Here is a 19,672-nt window from a genome sequence, read left to right as displayed (position 1 = left end):
CATGACAGCAAATAAAGTTTTATTAGTAGACGGGATGGCACTCCTGTTCCGGGGATTTTTTGCAACATCTTTCCGGGGGAATTTTATGTATAATTCAAAAGGAGTTCCGACTAATGGTGTTTACCAATTTTTACGCTATTTAACAGATGCCATTCAAACTTTCGGACCATCCCATGTTGTCTGCTGCTGGGATATGGGAAGCAAAACATTTCGGACAGAGATGTATGATGGGTATAAAGCAAATCGGGATGCACCGCCTGTGGAATTAATTCCACAGTTTGATTTGGTAAAAGAAATTGTACAATCTTTTGATATTCCTAATATAGGGTTAGAAAATTTTGAAGCGGATGATTGCATGGGTACACTTGCAAATATATATAATCCGGAAAATGAAGTGTTTATTCTTTCTGGTGATCAAGACTTGCTTCAATTAGTAAAAGAAAATATCCGTGTTATTATTATGCGGAAAGGCCAGGGGAATTATGAGGTCTTTGATAAGGATAATTTCTATGAGAAAAAGGCTCTTTCTCCAGCACAAATCATTGATTTAAAAGGATTGATGGGAGACTCCTCGGATAATTATCCTGGAGTAAAAGGAATTGGAGAAAAAACAGCCTTAAAATTGCTGGAGGAATTTGAAACCATCGATGGTTTAGTAGAGAATATTGAAAGGCTCCCAAAAGGAATACAAAGTAAATTACAAGCCGATATGGATATGCTTTATTTATCACGGCAATTAGCGGAAATAAAATGTGATGTTCCAATTAGCTGTGATTTAGAAGGTTCCAGATGGGATTTTAAAGAAGATAAAGTGATAACCGAATTAGATAAACTTGAATGGAAGCATCTGGATCGTTTACTTGCTCCATTAAAAAATAAACCATCTGTATCATTTTAAATTAATTAATTCTTTGGTGAGGGGGGGTATGCTTTATACCGGGCATAGGTATAGAACATACCCCCCTCCTTTCATTTTATGTTGAAGGATATCAGACCTAGGTGGAGATTATTTATACTTATAGAAGTGAAAAAGGATGAAAACCCCTGCGTTCTTTATAGAGAACGAAAGGGTTCGGGTGATATAAGTTATTCTTATTGTATAAATTTAACATATGGAAATAATGTTGAAATTTGGTATATACACTTTCAGTGGCTATAATGGAAGATGAGATATTGTTAGGATGAATGGGGGAATATAATGTATTTTGAATCGAAAAAAGATACCTGGATGGTGGTTATTCTTTGGGCTGTTGTGCTTAGTGGTGTGTTTATTCCATTACTGAAAGGCCAGATAATTAATTTAATCATTATGCTAATACTATGCAGTATATTGCTTTGGTTTTGGTTCCGTACAGGGTATAAGATTGATAAAGACCGTTTAATTGTCTATTATGGGCCGATTCGTCAAACGATTTATATAGAAAATATGGAGTTAATTCTCCTGGCGAAGATGCCGATTATTGCCCCGGCGCTATCTCTAGATCGTATACAAATCCGAAGCGGAAAATATGATTTAATTGCAATCTCACCGAAGGATAAATTTACCTTTGTAGAAGAACTGATGAAGATAAATCCAGATATTTCAGTAGATAAGCGTTTATTAAAAGAATAGAAGGAGGCGGCAATTATGAGAGTTGTAGATAATATTACAGAATTAGTAGGAGAGACACCCATGGTTGAGCTAAATAAACTGCAGCCAGAAAATGCAGCAAAAATTTATGTGAAGCTGGAAATGTTTAATCCGAGCGGAAGTGTAAAAGACCGGGCTGCAACTCATATGATTCATATTGCAGAGCAGGAGGGACTTATAAAACCGGGAGATACAATTATTGAACCGACAAGTGGAAACACAGGAATAGGATTGGCAATGGCAGCTTCTGCAAAGGGTTATCAGGCAATTCTTGTGATGCCCGATAATAGTACAGAAGAGAGAAGAAATCTTTTGAAAGCATATGGTGCAAAGGTAGTTTTAACACCAAGTAATGAAAAAATGCCGGGCGCCATAAAAAAAGCACTGGAATTGCAGGTGGAAATACCAAACAGTTTTATTCCCCAGCAATTTAAAAATATTTCGAACCCTGATGCTCATCGTAAAACAACTGCACTGGAAATTTTAAAGGATATGAATAATCAATTAGATGCCTTTGTCTGTACTGCCGGTACAGGGGGAACAGTAACAGGTACGGGAGAATCGCTAAAAAAATTTATTCCGGATTTACATATTACTGTTGTTGAACCAAAAGGCTCTCCAGTCTTATCAGGGGGAGAACCTGGCCCGCATAAGTTAGTAGGAACAAGTCCAGGCTTCGTACCTGAGATTTTAAATACCTCCATTTATGATGAAATCATGCAAATCAATGATGATCAGGCATTGAATTTATTGCAGGAGCTTGCCCAAAAAGAAGGGTTATTTATCGGACCGTCCGGGGCTGCAGCCATTTACGCAGCCAGAGAGGTCGCCAAGCGTCTGAAGCCTTCACAAAAGATAGTTTGTATCGCGCCTGATACTGGAGAAAGATACTTGTCTATGGACTTTCTGCAAGAGAATTAATAATCAAGCAGGCGAATCACCTATTTTTTTATTTTGCATAGTTTACCAGTAAAGAAGTTGAACAATATTGGGCTTCTGCATCTTGGTGCGGTCGCTATAAAGCTTTTCTTACTCCATAAATATCTCTATTTTTCATTTGTTTTTCTTGCGTATTCCTGCTATAATACAAACAAATTCATTATTCATAGATGAACGATAGAGGTGCAAAGACCATCAGTAAATATGCAGAGGCAGAATAGGCTGGCGATGAAGCATATGGAAAGGGGAATTTGCCGAAGTATAATAAGCCGTATTCTTATTGTACTGGTACTGGGATTGAATAAATCCGGTGCTGTCATATAGGAAACTATGTGGAGGGCTATCAGCTGAGAGGACATTCAAATGTTTGTGCAGCAGCGGTCTCCGTTGGTGCTTTTTATTTTGTGGAAATAATGGAAGTAATGAATAATGATAAGAGAATCAAATAAATTCAGAAGCAGAAGGACAGAAAATAAAACTTTTTCTGCTTGTCTTTATTATTTTCCATCCTCTAGTTTTTTTAGTACTTTACTTAGGCGCTGTCCGTCTATTTTCATCAAGTGATGTTGATATTATACAAAGGGTGTGTTGTTATGAATTTTGGAAAAGTGGTCACGGCGATGGTAACGCCATTTAACGAAGAAAAAGAAATTGATTATAATGCATTAGATAATCTGATTGAATACCTTATTGATAATGGTTCAGATGGATTGGTAGTAGCAGGAACAACGGGCGAATCACCAACCTTGTCAAATGAAGAAAAGCTGGCATTATTTTCTCATACGGTACAAAAAGTAAATGGAAGGGTTTCAGTGATTGCAGGCACAGGCTCCAATCAGACAAAAGGCTCTATTGAGCTGTCACAAGCTGCTGAAAAAACAGGTGTTGATGCAATTATGCTCGTAACGCCTTATTATAATAAACCTTCTCAGGATGGTCTGTATGAGCATTTTAAAACAGTGGCAAACGCGGTTCAATTGCCAGTAATGCTATACAATGTACCTGGCAGAACTTCTGTAGATTTGGCAGCTGAAACAGCTATTCGTTTATCTGCAGTTGATAATATTGTGGCAATTAAAGATGCGAGTGGTGATATGGATAAACTGACAGAGATGGTGGCACAGACGGATGCAAGTTTTTCTGTATACAGCGGAGAAGATGCGATAACATTACCATCCCTTGCAGTCGGAGCCATAGGCATTGTTTCCGTTTCTGGACATATTATCGGTAATGAGATGCAAGAGATGATTGCGGCATATGAACAGGGAGCTGTGAAAAAAGCTGCTGCTATTCACCAGCGAATCCTGCCGGTAATGCAGGAAATGTTTGCAGCACCCAGCCCTGCACCCGTCAAAGCAGCATTAAATCGAATTGGCGTACATGTAGGAGGCGTCCGTTTGCCCTTGCTCCCATTAAATGATGAACAGCTGCAATCCTTAAATCATAAACTGGATTTATTTGAGAAAGTAAAATAAAAATTTTTGTTGAACCCTCTCTAAAACGTTTTAGAGAGGGTATTTTCAATTTTTTTCCATTTAAGTAACAGCTGACTATTTACTATAATTCTAAAAAAATACTCCACAATACCTGCGAAATTATTAACTTTAAATGGTAAAATATGAAACAAACCATAAAAAGAAGGGAATGAGGAGTTAATGAAAGAAACATTCATTCAAGCAGATGATACAATCACCCTTTGGGGGATTATCATTATCTGGGCATCTGTCAGTATTTTTTTAGAACAGCGTTATAGCTGGGCTTCCAAGGTTACAGGAGCAATTATTGCATTAGTGGGAGCAATGGTTTTATCTAATTTTGGTATCATTCCAACGGAGTCGCCGGTATATGATGCTGTCTGGTCTATTATTGTTCCATTAGCAATACCGCTTCTGTTGTTTCATGTTAATATTAAAAAAATATGGAAGGAAAGCAGCAGGCTGTTGCTTATTTTTCTGCTGAGCTCTATTGGTACGATTGCAGGAACAATTGTTGCCTTTTTCACTTTAAGGAATTACATACCTCTATTAGACCAATTAAGCGGTATTTTCAGTGCTACATATATTGGGGGAGGCGTGAATTTTGCAGCAATGGCTGCTAAATTTGAAACTCCTGGCGAAATTATTTCGGCGGCAGTTGTTGCTGATAATTTAATGATGGCATTATTATTTATCATGCTGATGGCTATTCCCGCCATGAACTTTATTAGAAAATGCTATCCAACGCCTCATATTGACGAAGTGGAGCAGAATCAATCAGCTGATGGTGATAAAACATTAGCAGAAAGCTTTTGGAAGAGAAAATCAGTCTCATTAAAGGATATGGCACTTTCTGTTGGAACAGCTTTTCTTTTAGTAGTCGTTTCTTTAAAAATTGCCGATTTCTTTGCCAGTATTATTCCAAGTGGAGAAGATGCATCCTTCTTCAATAACCTGTTAAACGGTTTAATCGGTGATCAGTATCTGGTATTAACAACACTTACTTTTATTGCCTTAGGAGTTTTTCCAAATTATTTTTCTGAATTAAACGGCAGTCAGGAAATTGGTACATATCTGATTCACATATTTTTCGTCGTTATTGGAGTCCCGGCATCCATCACGTTAATTATTAATACGGCACCATTATTGCTTGTTTTTGCGTTTATTATTGTCGCAATCAATTTAATACTTTCTCTTGTTTTTGGAAAGCTATTTAGAATGAGCTTAGAGGAAATTTTGCTGGCAAGTAATGCAAATATTGGCGGACCAACTACTGCAGCAGCGTTTGCGATTGCAAAAGGCTGGCGGCAATTAGTAGGTCCAATATTAATCGTCGGTACCCTGGGCTATATTATTGGAAACTATATTGGCACCTTCCTCGCTGTGTGGTTTGGAACCATGATGTAGAGATAGTCAAATCTGCTTCTGTCATTAATACAGAAGCAGATTTTTTTATTGCATAAATCAGTACCTCGAATCTCTTTTGCGAATTGACTTTTTCTAAAACCTTGTTTCCATTAAAGTATCTCATTGACTATTTCCTCCTTGTCGGGTGGGTGATTGAGTAAACTTGGTTAAGTATTTCAATCGTAGCATAGTCAAAGGGACTTTTTGTGTTTGAAATCATTATTTCATACACCAGGAAATTATAGAATAATTGCCTTGTGGATAACTATTTATAGAAAAGCAGCCGTGTCCAGCTCCGAGCGCCAAACTTTAGAGACTTCACGTCGCACTTATGCCCTGTGGGCGAAAGTCAACATCGGTTCGTCAACTTCACCGCGTTTTCTTTATCTCAGTTGCGCCGCTCCAATCTCTACGTTTTTAAGCAGGCGCTCTGCGCTTTTGTTCTCAAGAGCATTACTATGAAAAATGTTCAGATTTGTTGAAAGCAATTTGAACATAGTATAATTTAATATACGTCAGCAGGCAGACTGCTAATTTCAAGGATTAATAAAGACTGATTCAGTAAATAATAAAATATCAGTTGTAATCCTTTTGTTGCATCAAAGAGATTAAAAAGGTTGGGATAGCTATTTTTAAGCGATTATTTTTTTTGCTGTTAATTATACTGTTAGCCATTTGGACAAAACCATTATGGGAAGATCCAGTCCGTAATATAATTCCTGATGCTGTAAGTGATACATTTTCCTCTGCAGGTGATTTTATTAATGATGCGGTAGATAATGATTTTTACTTTCGGCAGGTATCAGATCAAGCTGCTTCATTTTTTAATTCCATCACAGGTTCAGAAACAAATAGAGAGTATGAGCAAGTGGAAACACCGGAGCTCACTACACCCGAGGAGCAATCTTTTTCCGTGGGCAATGTAGAAATTGGAGATACAAGAGATCAGGTTGAAGAGACGTATGGAGAACCTGAACGGAAAAGTGAAAATGAATATGGGGTAGAGTGGTCCACTTATCATGAAAACTATCAAAACTTTATGATGGTTGCTTACGATGAACAGGATGTAGTCCGTGGACTCTTTACCAACCAGGATTTACTGTCATCTAAGCACGATATTGCGCTTGGTGATTCCAAGTCATCAGTAAACGAGATATTAGGTGAGCCGGAAGAAATGATCCGCAACGGCTGGTTTAATTATAAAATAGAGAGTGAAGGCGAATATGATGTTTATCATATGGATGGTACTTACGTAACCATGTTTTATGATCTGCATGAATTGGATGAAGTAACTGCCATTCAAATCATAGATGAAGATTTAGAAGCTGCGAAGAGCACGCTTTATACTCCCGGCAGTGAGGCACTGAAAGAAGGGCTGGAATACCAGTTATTTGATTTAACCAACGCTACACGCGTGAAACAGGATCTGTCTATTTTAGAATGGGATGAAGATGTAAGAGAAACAGCAAGAAAGCATAGTACTGATATGGCTGTCAATCAATTTTTCAGTCATACGAATTTAGAAGGACAATCTCCTTTTGACCGGATGAAGGCAGATGGCATTTCTTTCTTAAGCGCGGGTGAGAACCTCGCTTATGGCCAGTTCAGCAGTATTTTTGCCCATCAGGGTCTATTGAATTCTCTTGGACACCGGGAAAATATTTTACACGAAAGCTTTAGTCATTTAGGAATCGGCGTTGATTTTAATGAAAGTGACCAGCCGTTTTATACAGAGAACTTTCTTCAGTAACTAACGGAAGAAAGATTATCGGGTAATCTAATGAAAAGGAGTGATTTAATGAAAAAACAGGCAACACCTTACCTCACATTTAACGGAAATGCCAAAGAAGCTTTAAATTACTACCAGAAAGTTTTCGATGGGGAAATCCTGGCGATACAAACGTTTGGTGAAGCGGACTATCCAACTCCTCCTGAAGCGGAAAACAGAATTATTCATGCACAATTTAAAAAGGATGCATTATTCTTTATGCTCTCAGATACTTTTCCCGGTCAGCCTGTTGAAACGGGGAATCATATTTCGTTGGTGCTCGAATTTGAAAGTGAAGCAAGTATTCAGAAGGTATATGATAACCTGCATCAGGAAAGCAAAGTATTAATGAAGCTTCAGGATACATTTTGGGGAGCAAAATATGCAAAAGTCAAAGATAAATTCGGGATTGTTTGGGATTTGAATTTTACGAAAGAGTAATCAATTTTATATAAAGTTTTAAGGATAAACAATACATATATGTGTTGTTTATCCTTTTTTAGTAAATGATATGCCTGGGTGCATTGCTTTATATTTTTTGGATAATAATAAATCTTGATTAGAAATTTTAATGGATTGGGGTTATTTCAAGGAGCAGGTGATATACGTTCAGAAGGTATCAAAAGGAAACTTTTTAGAGGAGGAAATTATTTTGATTTATATATATAACGACTACGGAGGTACACATACCACTTCACTTGCAGCAGCCTATCATTTAAATAAACTTCCAACGAATCGAAAGCTGACAAAGGAAGAAATACTTCATGTCAGATACTTCAATAAATTAACAAAGCATGATTTAGGTAAACTGATTTTCCATGGTATGGATGACGAGGGAAATGCAGTATACACCATAGGAAGAAGAAATAATAAATATGTTGTGCCAGCTATAAAAGACTTAGCAGCTTTGTTATATGAAAGAACTTCGATGAATGAAAAGATTATTATTTCCAATACTTCTCCTACTGTACCATTTGTGATGTCAGTGGGAGGCTTCTTATCCAGAGGATTGAATATCAATTTTTTAGGAGAACCTTTATTGGTTGCCGGTGCAAAGCAATGCTGTGTAAAGATTAACCGGTTAGTTGAGGAAACAAAGCAGGCGGGTCATTCTATGACTGCCAAAGTTATTGTATTGGAAAATAAAAAATTTCATTGATTTTATTTAGGAGAAAAAGTTTTCTATAGGTCACATCAGGCTATCAGAATAAAATACCTGATAGCCTGATGTGTTTTTCAAAAGATGAGGGTGACCTGTCTGCAAGCTTTAATTAGTAGAAGCTGTTACAACAAAAACAGAATTTCCTTCTGTTACTATTCCTTTGCCTATTATCACAACGATTCGATTCACGACATCTGTGATGGTGTTCGTTTCTGTGATTATTTCTGCTGTGACAACAGTCTTCATGTCTGTTTTCACATCTGTTGCGATTTTGGTGATTTTGGTGACTGTTATGACAGCAATCCTGTTTATGATTTTTACGACGATAGTCGGCGCCTGGACGACTTGTGTTGCAACAAGGGTCTTTACGTCTTCCTTCTGATGAGTGATGACCGCACATAGCTTATCCCCCCTTTCCCATTCAATATACGTTAGTAAGAAAAAAGGGATTAGACAAACTTAATAGGAGCTAACACATTTTTTAATGGAGACTGCAGATTCATAAACGAATTACTTAAAAAATACAAATGAATTTGAAACTTTTTTTCAATCATTTCGTATAACTTGATTAAGAAGAATAAGTTGAACGGGGAGGACTAGAATTGACTGAAATTGCATTGGAATTAAAAAATGTCAGCAAGCGTATCAAGAATAAAGAAATTATTAAAGATGTCAGCTTCCAAATAAAACAGGGCGAGGTCTTTGGCTTTGTCGGGCCGAACGGGGCTGGTAAAACCACCACCATCCGGATGATGGTTGGTTTAATGAAAATTACAGAAGGCGACATCCGTATTGTTGGCAAAAGTATTCAAACAGATTATAGTGAAGCGATCAGAGAGGTTGGAGCGATTGTTGAGAACCCGGAGATGTATCCTTTTTTAACAGGAAGAAAAAATCTGGAGCAGTTTGCAAGAATGGTTCCAGGCACAACAAAAGAAAGGATAGAAGAGGTAGTCCAATTAGTCGGTTTGAAGAAGGTAATCAATGATAGAGTTGGCGGATATTCTCTTGGAATGCGGCAGCGGTTGGGAATTGCACAGGCTTTGTTACATAAACCATCGATTCTCATTTTGGATGAGCCCACAAATGGTCTTGATCCCTCAGGAATGAAGGAGATTCGCCAATATATCCGTACCTTGGCGGAAAAAGAAAATGTCAGTGTCATTGTTTCCAGTCATTTATTATCTGAAATTGAGCTGATGTGTGATCGCATTGGAGTTATTAAAAATGGATCATTAATCGCTGTAGAGGATGTAGAAAAGAACAGAAAGATTGAGGATAGTGATATATCAGAATATATTATCTCCGTTAGCAATGCGGAGACTGCGAAAGCGCATCTGGATAGTCTGGATGAATCTTTATTTGTAGAGACAGCAGATGAAACAATCTTAAAAACAGCGATGAAACGTGAACAAATACCAGCTGTACTCAAAGAATTATTAAATAATAATATCAATGTATATGAAGTTCAGGCTGCAAAAGGCACGTTAGAAGACAAATTTTTCGATTTGATTGGAGAGAATGTCATTGAGTAATCTGAGTCAGCTTATAAAAAACGAATTTATTAAACTGCATCATTATAAATCTACGTGGGCTATGTATATCATTATTGCGGTTCTTCTGGTTGGCGGGGCTATCATTACAAACTTTGTAGCTAACCAGAGTATGATTATTGACGCAACCTTTCAAAGTGAACTGGTTCAAGCTTATCAGTCTGTTGGGGTAGAGATTCCAGCTTATGATATGTGGGCTTTCGTGGCTGATAATATCTCGCTTATCAGTTTTATTACTATTTTTATCATTGTCGCAGCAGCTAAAATTATCTCGAATGAGTATAAATGGGGAACGATTAAATTGTTACTTATTCGCCCGGCAGGAAGGGGAACCGTATTAACATCCAAATATATTACTGTTTTACTCTTTGCAGTTGTATTAATTCTATACACCATTATTCTATCCATGATTATTGGGCTTATCTTTTTTGGTGTTGATGCTTGGAATCCAATCATTGTAGATAACATGGGGTCTGGTTATACCGAAGTTTCTATCATTACTTCTATCGGTAAAAATATACTATTTAGTCTTGTTCCGTTAATTATAGTGGCAACCTTGTCCTTCATGATTGCAATTTTATTCAAAGGCAGCGCCATGGCGATTGCAGCAAGTATTGTGATTTTCATTGCTGCACCTATTATTACCATGCTGGTAAGCCGCTATGAAATTGCAAAATATCTGTTAACGGCACATCTCGATCTCCAAAGTATTTTTGCGGGGGCGCCTTTAATTGAAGGAACAACTATTGGGTTTTCTATTGCTGTTCTTATCGTTTATTACATTATATTTATGATAGTAGGATGGCTCACTTTCAAAAAAAGAGATGTAGCTGGAAATTAATTGGAAAGGAAGAGGCATTGTGAAGAAATCTTCTACTTTATTGTTTGTATTTCTTTTGCTTCTCTTAGGAGCTTGCTCTAATGAGAATGAGGGAGAACAAGAAGATAATCAAAATGATACGGAGCAAGAAGAGGATCTGGAAGAAAAGGATAATAAAGAAAATCTGGATCCTGCAACAGGGCTTTTTATGGAATTTATAAAAGAAAATAAAGACTCTGACCGGATTGCTTTTTTAGCTACATGGAACGATGAACCAATAGCAGAAATGAATACCAATCTAGCCCTGCCGCTTGCCAGTGTTGTCAAAATAATTATTGCGATTGAATTCGCCAGTCAAGCGGAGGAAGGGAAAATCGACCCTTCGGAAAAGGTATCTATGGAAGAAGTAGATAAGTATTATTTTGCTAATACAGATGGCGGAGCACATGACGCCTGGAAAAATACCTTGAGCAACGAAGCAGGAGAGGTTTCCCTCGAACAAATTGCACAAGGAATGATGGATTTCAGCTCTAATGCAAATACTGATTATTTAATAGAACGATTGGGGCTGGAGGAAGTAAATAATCGGGTTGAGGAGTTAGATTTAAATAACCATGATCCGATCTATCCGTTAACAGCAAGCATTGCAATTCCGGAAAGAGTATTGGAAGAGAACAATTTAGAAAAAGACGAATTAGAAGCAGCATTACGTGATTTAGATGATGATGCATACCGCCAGATAGCTGTCGATCTTTTTGAAGAATGGCAAGAGGAACCGTTAAGTGAAGAGGAAAAAGAAAAAGCTGTTGCACTATTGGATATGCCGATTCAAAAGGTCTGGTCTGATCGATTGACCCACGCAACAGCTGAAGATTACCATAAAATCATGACTATGCTGAATAAAAAAGAGCATTACTCCGATGCTTTTTATGAAGAATTGGATGCTATCTTTAGCCTGAAATTAGAAAATGAAGCAATTGAACGCGCGGCACAAAAAGGCGGGAGCACTGCTTTTGTATTAAATCAGGCTGTATATGCAGAAGACGGGGCAGGCAACCGTTTAGAGATGATTTTATTTACAAATGATCTTAACCTTTCTGAGCTGGAGGTCGCAGCTATGCAGGTGCAGGCTTTGACGGATAAATTAGTAAATGAGGAAGATTTTCGTGAGAAAGTTAGAGAATTATTAGCTGAATAATTATATAATTCCCCTGACGCCGGTACCTTGCATCGTATTAAGGGGATTTTGATTTATAAGCTGTATTCTAAAAAGATCTGTTTCAAGAAAAGAGCAGGGGACAGTTGCTTGAGAGGATGAAAAAATGAAAGATGATAAAAATAAGGAAGAAAAGACTTCCTTGAAAATAGCAGCGTATTGGTTCTCTATCCCGAGAATTTTAAGTGCCGGTTTATTTTTACTGATAATATTAATCCTTTCTATTAGTGGCTGGGTAAAAATAATTCAACATTATTTTTAAATGTATCACTAAACTAAGAAAAGCGGTGGAAAGCAGTGTCAATTTATATAGAAGAAGTAAATAAGGGAAATTGGAGAGAAATTGCTGCATTAGAAGTAACTGAAAATCAAAAAGATTTTATGGAAAGCGTATCATTTTGTTTAGCAGAAAGCTTTATTGAACAGCTTACAACATCGCTTGGCTTGTATGATGACAATCAACCGGTTGGGTATGCCATGACTGGATTTTATTTTGATGAAAAAAGAAGCATTTGGTTTGATCGTTTTATGATTGATCGTCGTTTTCAGGGGCAAGGTTATGCAAATCAGTTTATCCCATTAATTGAAAAATACATTATAGAGCATTATGATGTGCAAATCATACGTTTAAGCTTTGTTCCGGGAAACAATCCAGCTGAACAATTATATAAAAGGCATGGCTTTGTCCGGACAGGGCAGCATGATTCGGAAGGAGAAATTATTATGGAGAAGCATTTATAGATGACCATAATTATATTATGTAAACTAAATGACTTTAATGTTATTCTCTAACATTAAAGTCTAGGAGGCTCTCTACTCAAAAATAAATTTAAATTTTAGGGGGGATTCATACACAGTATTGTGCCGGCCTTAACGAAAGGATTAAAGGCAAAAAGAACTTTTGTTACATTTAAAATCGAATAGCTAGAATAGAAATGGAATGGTATCTCAGCAAGAGGTACCATTCCATTTTTGAATTTAGCAGATGTTTTTTCTCTATTGGAAAAGTATTGCTGCGGAGGTTTAGAGGCGCATAGACCCTAAGACTTAGATAAAGATATTTCTCAGGCTCATTACACAAAAAACAGTCCCACGGTAAGATGAAGATACAATAACGAAAGGAGGAAAACGGAATGAAAAAATTCATGTTATTTATCGGAGGACTTGTCGCAGTGCTGATACTTCTGGCAAACCTTGGCCCGATGATATTGCTTGCATTAAGCATATGGTTACTGTATATATGCTTTAAAAAATTTATGGGCACAGATTCAACTGCTGCAAAAATCGGATGGGTGATTGCAGGATTGATCGTATTGAGCATCACATTCTCTAACATCTATGCCGTTTTAGGTGTTGCAGCAGCATATGCGCTTTACCTTATCTATAAAAATTGGAACACGCCGGAAAGCTCTGTTGTCCACGAAATAAAAGAAGATGATGACCCATTTACGAATTTTGAAAAACAGTGGGCGGAGTTAAACAAATAAAAATCATAAAAGGAGAGATTGATTATGTCAACAAATATTTTCACTCGAATGAAGGATACGATTTCAGCAGATTTACACACAATGATGGATAGAAAGGAGCAAAAGAATCCAATTGCTGCGCTTAATCATTATTTACGCCAAAGTGAACAGGAAAAAGAAAAAGTAAGAAAGCTGATTGACCGCCAATTTAAATTAAAAGAAGAGTTTGCACGTGAGTATATGAAAGCACAGGAACTTGCGGATAAACGCTTAAATCAAGCACAAATCGCAGATCGTGCTCAGGAAGAGGAAATGCATGAATTTGCTCTAAAAGAGCATGAAGAATATCAAAACCGTGCAGATCGTATGAAAGCATCCAGAGAAGTAGCTATTACTGAGCTTGAAAATCTGGAGCAGAAATACGAAGAGATGAAGCACCGCTTAAAGGATATGCACCTGCGCCGTATGGAACTGATGGGACGTGAAAATATCGCAAAAGCGAATCATCAAATTAATCGGGTAGTGGAAGAGTCACCAGAAAAACCTTTCTCCAAATTTGAAGAAATGGAACAATATATTGAAAATCTTGAATACCGAGTAAACAGCTCATACTATCAGAGCACATTTGATAATAAAATTGCAGCAATCGAAAAGAAATTAGAAGAAAAGGAAAATGAATAAACTCAGAATTTGTAGGGTGAATTAGAAAATCATGATATACTTATACTGGCGCAGGTTGTTCTTGCGCCTTGTATATTTTACATAATAATGAAAGGAGAATGGAAGGATGTATAAACAGCTCAGCACGAGAAATTTAAACTGGATATGGATTACCGTCGCCATTCTTCTTGTTTTTGAAATCGTCTTTTTCCACGGCGGTTCACTGATATCAGCGTTAATTTCCGGCTTCTTTGTTTACTTCAGCTGGAAAAGATTGCATTCACTGGGCTGGAAGATTGTGTTCGCAATTGCTGCAATATCCTTCATTCTGAACGTTTTTAATTTATTGGCGGTTCGATTTTTAATTATCGTTGCCATTGTTTTCTTTATTTTAAATTATATCAAATCAACGAAAGAACCCAGTAAAGAAAAACCGGAGCTTCCGAATAAAGCAAGTTTGAAAAATGAAGAACCTCTTGTTCAGGTTGATAATTTATTTGATGAACGCTTTTTTGATGATTTTCGGACTGAGGAAACAGCTTATCAATGGAAAGATGTCAATATGCATGGCATTTATGGTGATCGTGTTATTGATTTAAGTAATACAGTGCTGCCTTACGATACGGCGATTATCTCTATCCGGCATCTTGTAGGCAATATTGAGATTTACGTTCCTTATGAAGTAGAGGTCAGTATTCATCATAGTTCTATATTTGGCAGGGCATCTATTTTTGGAGAATACCATGGCCGGCTAATGAACAAGTCACTTCATTATGAAACAAAAAATTATAATACGGCTCATCAAAGAGTAAAGATTGTCACATCTTTATTTTCCGGAGACATTGAGGTGAAACGCATATGAATACGATTATCCGTTTTGTTCTCTTGTCTATTGCCTGCAGTTTTGTTCTGGCTATTGCTGCAGTTTTAACGACCTTTGTTACTTTCTCTGTAAATGAGTCAGCGGGTTGGAGCGCACTTTGGGAAGGGCAAATTGGAGGTGTTTCCTTCCTTCTGACGGTTCTGGCTTTTGTGATTATCTTCGGTTCCATAGTCGGTGCAATTATAGGCTGGTATTGGAAGGGGAATTTGAAAAAAATTGAAAAAATGCTTACAGGCATTATTAAAGGAGAAAGACCTCCTGATACAGAAGAAATACCAAAAGAACTGGAACCGATCTCTGCGCGAATGAATCAGGTTCAGGAGAAGTTGCGTGCACAAACGGAGCATGCGCAAAAGATTGCTACAGAAAGAGCAAACGAGAGGGAACAGAGTTTGCAGGAAGTAGTTGTACAAGAAAGAAACCGTTTAGCCCGGGAACTGCATGATTCCGTGAGTCAGCAGCTTTTTGCAGCTTCCATGCTGATGTCAGCAATTAATGAGGCAGGATCAGCTGAGGATGAAACATTAAATAAGCAGTTAAATATGGTGGAAAAAATGATCCATCAATCACAATTGGAAATGCGTGCACTTCTTCTGCACTTACGGCCGGTTGACTTAAAGGGGAAGACATTGCAGGAGGGCGTAGAGGGGCTTTTAAGAGAATTGACACAAAAAGTACCTTTAGAAATCAATGCAAAAATAGAGGCATTTCAAGTTGATAAAGGGGTAGAAGACCAGCTATTCCGTATCTTTCAGGAATCTATCTCCAACACGCTGCGTCATGCGAAGGCTGAAAATCTTCAGATATTATTACTGGAACGAGATGAAAATATTATTATGCGCGTGGTTGACGATGGAGTTGGGTTCGAGACAGAAGCTGTTAAAACAAGTTCTTATGGAATGCAGAATATGCGTGAACGTGCTTATGAGGTTGGCGGTACTTTGAAAATTATCAGTCTGCCGAATGAAGGCACGCGTTTGGAAGTAAAAGTCCCTATTTTAAGAAAGGAGCATAACCCTGATGATTAAAGTTTTATTTGTTGATGATCATGAAATGGTACGAATCGGCGTATCCGCATATCTGTCATCACAGCCGGATATTGATGTAGTTGCAGAAGCAGATGATGGCTCACGTGCTATTGACCTGGCATTAGAGCTTCGCCCGGATATTATTTTAATGGATCTTGTGATGAAAGAAATGGATGGAATTGAAGCCACAAAGAAAATTATTGAATCCTGGCCGGAAGCAAAGATTATTATCGTTACCAGCTTTTTAGATGATGAGAAGGTATATCCGGCACTAGAAGCGGGAGCAACCAGCTATATGCTGAAAACATCAAAAGCCGGCGAAATTGCCAAAGCAATTCGTGCTACATACGAAGGACAATCAATACTGGAACCAGAAGTTACCGGGAAAATTATGAATCGTATGCGGACAAAGCAGGAGACCGTTTTACATGAGCAATTAACAGGGAGAGAAAAGGAAATATTATTATTAATGGCAAAAGGGAAATCGAATCAGGAAATTGCCGATGAGTTGTTTATCGCATTAAAAACAGTGAAGGTGCATGTCAGCAATATCCTAGGAAAATTGGAGGTGCACGATCGTACACAGGCGGTAATTTATGCTTTTCAAAATAAGCTGGTAGAATAGTATTTTTGGAGCGAGTATCTTCAGCTTCTTTAAATAAATGAAAAGTGAACTATAGTTTCAGGAAAAAGGTGATGTTATGACAAATAAAGAAATGATGTATTCTTCTAATAAAAAGAATGAAGCAGTCCAATTTCTAAAAAACGATGAAGACTTTCTCAAAGAAAAAAGTCTGGAAGAAATATTAGCTGAACGGTCGCAGTATCCTGTTGAATCAGATGAATGGGAGTATTTAAATAAGTTTAAATCGGAAATTTTACAAAAGAAAAAGCCAAGTACAGCGGAAAAAATATTATATTTTAAAGAAGCTGATTTAGACAGTATTCCATGGGGCTTCAGTAAAGTAAAGAACCTGCCGTTAATAGACTATGAAATAGAAGAACGCAGTTTATTGGAATACCACCCGAATCAAAGACATCCGATCCCATACGTCGCTGTAAGATATGAAGAGGAATACTTCTTTATTTTACGCGGTGCAGGTGTCGGAGAAAGCAGACTTGCCGGAAGAAAAGGACTTCTGGGGGGACACGTCGGGGAAATTGATGCAGTACCCGGAGATATTCAAAGTTCTATCGAAAATGGACTTTGGCGTGAGTTGGAAGAAGAAGCCGGAATAAAAGCAGAAAAGGTTAAAAAGCTGGAAATGAAAGGTATAATTAAATCGAATGATGGTGTCGATAGTGATCATCTGGGGATTATTTATGAAATAGAATTAAATAGTAAAGATATTCAATCAGAGGAAGAAGAGCTTACGGGGATATGGATGACAAAAGAGGAGTTGAAACAACATTTTGACGCGTTGGAGTCATGGTCAAAAATAGTTGTTTCTAATCTTATACTTTCTGATTAGAGCTGCTGTAGACTTAACTAAGGGGATATATGCTTATTATATAAGACGTATATCTCCTTTAGTCTCTATATAGATTATTTGTCTGAATATTTGTGTGTTTAATTCTGACAATAGGCAATTACATTTCAAAATAACCTAAAAAGAAGGAGGTAACAATTTGGAGTTAAAAAATATTGACTTGGAAGAACGGATGAAGTTTTATCATGTTAATGGGTTGAGTATTACATTGTTTGAGAACGGTCAAATCAGCAGAACGATAAATAAAGGCTTATTGGAAGCTGAAAGCAATAGAAAAGTAAATGATAATTCTATTTTTAATGCTTGTTCCATCAGCAAGTTCTTAACGGGCATCCTTGCTATGAAACTGGCAGATGAAGGAATTCTTTATTTAGATGAAGACGTAAATAAAAGCCTTATCTCGTGGAAAGTACCGGAAAGTGAATTTACAGAAAATCAGAAAGTAACATTAAGAAATTTATTAAGTCATCAATCTGGAATTATAGATCCTGAGGGCAGCTTTTCTGAACTGGATCCGGAAGCAGGAAGCCCTTCTATAATTGCGGTATTAGAAGGAGAAACACCTTATTGTAGAGCTCCTATTAAAGTAAAGCGTGAACCTGAAAGTGAATTCCGTTATTCAGATGCAGGCTTCTGTATTATTCAGCAGTTGATAGAAGATGTTACTGCAAAAGCCTTTCATCAGGTTATGAATGAGCAAGTATTTGAACTGCTAGGAATGGAAAACAGTTATTTAGATACGACAAGTTTGAATTTGGATAGTGATAATTTTTCTTGCGGACATAACAGAAATGGTGGACTCACAGATGAAAAATACCCTATATATCCTTATCCGGCAGCTTCTGGATTATGGACAACATCTTTCGATTTAGCTAAATTAGTACTGGAATTAATGAATGCTGTAAAAAGGAAAAGTAAGATTGGTCTATCGGAAAATGCAGCAAAAGAAATGATTACTCCGCAAAAAGGTAAAAACTGGGCTGGGTTAGGAGTGTTTTTGGAAGGTTCGGAAGAAAAACTGGAAATTGCATCTCTAGGCTGGGGTGTAGGTTTTCAATGTATGATCGTAGCATATCCGTATCCAGGAAAAGGTGCAGTGATCATGACAAATGCAGAATTAGGTGTTCATCAAATGGAAGGCATCATAGGAGAAATATATAAGACACTTTTTTCTTAGAAAGCATTATATGATGAGAGAAAACAGTCAGATTACTCTATTTGAAAAGAATAAAAATAGCAACAACATCATCCCATTGCTATTTTTATTCTTTAGAATTACTGTTTATAATCTCTTTTTGTAATAAATGCTTCAGATAAAATCGCTATTGCAGAAAATATGCCTATACCAACAGCAATATATTTAAAAGCCTGATCCCCCGCATGATCATTAAACAAAATAAGCATCGTCGCAGCAATGGAAACTGCTGCCATTCCGATCTGAACAGGAATTTTTGGTTTTGAATCTCTATTCGTAAATCTTTTATTTACAAAAAAACTCAGCAAAATGATAATGATAAAAACAACAATCATTCGTACTGCCTCCATACATATTGTATATTCTTCATGCTAAGTTTCTTCCCATAGATGTCTAATTTTAAACTTAGTGTATGTGAATCCGCTAAGAAGGAGCAACGATAAGAAAGATTGCTGCTGCCCCGGTAAAAGCATATAGACAATTGATTATCAGACAGATTTTCATCAAGGCTTCCTTATCTACTTTTAGATAGGTAAATATCGTGAATATGCCGCTGAAAACCATAAATGCAGCATAGGATAAAATTATAAATTCAGCTGTTGGTGATTCAAGTGCCCAATCATTTGTCCTGAGAATTAGAATTGTCCAGGGGATAAACAGCATGATTGTACAAATGCTTATAAAAATATTTTTCATTTATAATCCTACCTCTTTTCCGCTTTCCCAAAAAAGATACAGGAAATGGCTAAACAAACGATTGTAATTCCAACTGCAGCAGGTATCCATGGGAAGAGACTGACCTGAGCTGTCGAAATGTATTTGGCGGTTATTACGTAAAACGGGTAGCACATCGGATAAATAAACCAAAGTTTCGTATTAATCATTAGTACAGATGGAACGACAGAAGCCAGTCTGAGTCCTGTGACAAAAATAGGTGTCTGAATGCAGATAGACAACATCCAGAATACAGAAAGCATTGG

General features: G+C 37.1%; 24 protein-coding genes and 1 riboswitch. Of the genes, 20 read left to right on the top strand and 4 right to left on the bottom strand.

What is annotated here, in order from left to right:
- The first annotated feature begins 1 nt into the window (after nt 1).
- The 8 genes from MHH51_RS13290 to MHH51_RS13255 all read left to right on the top strand — a co-directional run bounded on the left by MHH51_RS13290 (nt 2) and on the right by MHH51_RS13255 (nt 8,378).
- Nucleotides 2-898: a 5'-3' exonuclease gene (locus MHH51_RS13290; protein ID WP_339282298.1), complete on the top strand. Its 897-nt coding sequence runs from the start codon at nt 2-4 to the stop codon at nt 896-898.
- A gap of 300 nt (nt 899-1,198) precedes the next feature.
- Nucleotides 1,199-1,612 (top strand): PH domain-containing protein, encoded by a 414-nt coding sequence (locus tag MHH51_RS13285; protein ID WP_147210438.1) that lies wholly within the window; start codon nt 1,199-1,201, stop codon nt 1,610-1,612.
- A gap of 15 nt (nt 1,613-1,627) precedes the next feature.
- A complete protein-coding gene (gene cysK, locus MHH51_RS13280) occupies nt 1,628-2,551 on the top strand; it encodes a cysteine synthase A (protein WP_147210439.1) in 924 nt (307 codons plus the stop codon).
- 188 nt (nt 2,552-2,739) lie between these two features.
- A riboswitch (Lysine riboswitch) is annotated at nt 2,740-2,920 on the top strand.
- A gap of 242 nt (nt 2,921-3,162) precedes the next feature.
- A complete protein-coding gene (dapA, locus tag MHH51_RS13275; protein ID WP_147210440.1) occupies nt 3,163-4,044 on the top strand; it encodes a 4-hydroxy-tetrahydrodipicolinate synthase in 882 nt (293 codons plus the stop codon).
- A gap of 180 nt (nt 4,045-4,224) precedes the next feature.
- Entirely contained in the window at nt 4,225-5,451 is a 1,227-nt protein-coding gene (locus tag MHH51_RS13270; protein WP_339282297.1) for a DUF819 family protein, read from the top strand.
- A gap of 649 nt (nt 5,452-6,100) precedes the next feature.
- Nucleotides 6,101-7,201 carry a CAP domain-containing protein gene (locus MHH51_RS13265; protein ID WP_339282296.1) on the top strand — a complete coding sequence of 367 codons (1,101 nt, stop codon included), beginning with the start codon at nt 6,101-6,103 and terminating at the stop codon, nt 7,199-7,201.
- A gap of 48 nt (nt 7,202-7,249) precedes the next feature.
- Complete coding sequence (locus MHH51_RS13260; protein ID WP_147210442.1) at nt 7,250-7,660, top strand: VOC family protein; 411 nt, start codon at nt 7,250-7,252, stop codon at nt 7,658-7,660.
- A 211-nt stretch (nt 7,661-7,871) separates the two neighbouring features.
- Entirely contained in the window at nt 7,872-8,378 is a 507-nt protein-coding gene (locus tag MHH51_RS13255) for a DUF3189 family protein (RefSeq protein ID WP_339282295.1), read from the top strand.
- Between the two features lie 108 nt (nt 8,379-8,486).
- On the opposite strand, the gene MHH51_RS13250 is transcribed toward MHH51_RS13255, so the two are convergent.
- Nucleotides 8,487-8,627: a hypothetical protein gene (locus MHH51_RS13250; RefSeq protein ID WP_156987584.1), complete on the bottom strand. Its 141-nt coding sequence runs from the start codon at nt 8,625-8,627 to the stop codon at nt 8,487-8,489.
- A gap of 356 nt (nt 8,628-8,983) precedes the next feature.
- On the opposite strand from MHH51_RS13250, the gene MHH51_RS13245 reads away from it, so the two are divergent.
- The 12 genes from MHH51_RS13245 (at nt 8,984) to MHH51_RS13190 (ending at nt 18,674) form a co-directional block, all read left to right on the top strand.
- The gene (locus tag MHH51_RS13245) at nt 8,984-9,916 is read left to right on the top strand and encodes an ABC transporter ATP-binding protein (protein ID WP_147210444.1); all 933 of its coding nucleotides are present in this window, start codon (nt 8,984-8,986) and stop codon (nt 9,914-9,916) included.
- On the top strand, nt 9,909-10,775 hold the full coding sequence (locus MHH51_RS13240) for an ABC transporter permease (protein ID WP_186813632.1): 867 nt from the start codon (nt 9,909-9,911) through the stop codon (nt 10,773-10,775). Before MHH51_RS13245 ends, MHH51_RS13240 begins: the two co-directional genes overlap by 8 nt.
- A gap of 19 nt (nt 10,776-10,794) precedes the next feature.
- A complete protein-coding gene (locus tag MHH51_RS13235; protein WP_339282294.1) occupies nt 10,795-11,952 on the top strand; it encodes a serine hydrolase in 1,158 nt (385 codons plus the stop codon).
- A 124-nt stretch (nt 11,953-12,076) separates the two neighbouring features.
- Nucleotides 12,077-12,232, top strand: coding sequence for a hypothetical protein (locus MHH51_RS13230; RefSeq protein WP_156987580.1), 156 nt, complete (start codon nt 12,077-12,079; stop codon nt 12,230-12,232).
- A gap of 35 nt (nt 12,233-12,267) precedes the next feature.
- Nucleotides 12,268-12,711 (top strand): GNAT family N-acetyltransferase, encoded by a 444-nt coding sequence (locus tag MHH51_RS13225; RefSeq protein WP_156987578.1) that lies wholly within the window; start codon nt 12,268-12,270, stop codon nt 12,709-12,711.
- Between the two features lie 392 nt (nt 12,712-13,103).
- On the top strand, nt 13,104-13,457 hold the full coding sequence (locus tag MHH51_RS13220; protein ID WP_147210448.1) for a flagellar basal body rod protein: 354 nt from the start codon (nt 13,104-13,106) through the stop codon (nt 13,455-13,457).
- A gap of 24 nt (nt 13,458-13,481) precedes the next feature.
- A complete protein-coding gene (locus tag MHH51_RS13215; protein ID WP_339282293.1) occupies nt 13,482-14,117 on the top strand; it encodes a PspA/IM30 family protein in 636 nt (211 codons plus the stop codon).
- Between the two features lie 106 nt (nt 14,118-14,223).
- Nucleotides 14,224-14,958 (top strand): cell wall-active antibiotics response protein LiaF, encoded by a 735-nt coding sequence (gene liaF / locus MHH51_RS13210; protein WP_339282292.1) that lies wholly within the window; start codon nt 14,224-14,226, stop codon nt 14,956-14,958.
- Nucleotides 14,955-16,007, top strand: coding sequence for a sensor histidine kinase (locus tag MHH51_RS13205; protein ID WP_339282291.1), 1,053 nt, complete (start codon nt 14,955-14,957; stop codon nt 16,005-16,007). The genes liaF and MHH51_RS13205 overlap by 4 nt, the downstream gene beginning before the upstream one ends.
- Entirely contained in the window at nt 16,000-16,632 is a 633-nt protein-coding gene (locus MHH51_RS13200; protein WP_339282290.1) for a response regulator transcription factor, read from the top strand. The genes MHH51_RS13205 and MHH51_RS13200 overlap by 8 nt, the downstream gene beginning before the upstream one ends.
- 76 nt (nt 16,633-16,708) lie before the next feature.
- Complete coding sequence (locus MHH51_RS13195; protein WP_339282289.1) at nt 16,709-17,479, top strand: NUDIX domain-containing protein; 771 nt, start codon at nt 16,709-16,711, stop codon at nt 17,477-17,479.
- A 157-nt stretch (nt 17,480-17,636) separates the two neighbouring features.
- Nucleotides 17,637-18,674, top strand: coding sequence for a serine hydrolase domain-containing protein (locus MHH51_RS13190; RefSeq protein ID WP_339282288.1), 1,038 nt, complete (start codon nt 17,637-17,639; stop codon nt 18,672-18,674).
- 98 nt (nt 18,675-18,772) lie between these two features.
- Here the strand turns inward: MHH51_RS13190 and MHH51_RS13185 are convergent, their stop codons facing one another.
- The 3 genes from MHH51_RS13185 to MHH51_RS13175 form a co-directional block, all read right to left on the bottom strand.
- Nucleotides 18,773-19,027 carry a hypothetical protein gene (locus MHH51_RS13185; RefSeq protein WP_156987568.1) on the bottom strand — a complete coding sequence of 85 codons (255 nt, stop codon included), beginning with the start codon at nt 19,025-19,027 and terminating at the stop codon, nt 18,773-18,775.
- An 88-nt stretch (nt 19,028-19,115) separates the two neighbouring features.
- Complete coding sequence (locus tag MHH51_RS13180) at nt 19,116-19,388, bottom strand: hypothetical protein (RefSeq protein ID WP_147210456.1); 273 nt, start codon at nt 19,386-19,388, stop codon at nt 19,116-19,118.
- Between the two features lie 8 nt (nt 19,389-19,396).
- Nucleotides 19,397-19,669, bottom strand: coding sequence for a hypothetical protein (locus tag MHH51_RS13175; RefSeq protein WP_339282287.1), 273 nt, complete (start codon nt 19,667-19,669; stop codon nt 19,397-19,399).
- Between the last annotated feature and the right edge of the window lie 3 nt (nt 19,670-19,672).

This window comes from Oceanobacillus sp. FSL K6-3682 (assembly GCF_037976165.1).
Classification (GTDB): domain Bacteria; phylum Bacillota; class Bacilli; order Bacillales; family Amphibacillaceae; genus Oceanobacillus; species Oceanobacillus sojae.
This window is presented reverse-complemented; position numbering and strand designations above follow the sequence as displayed.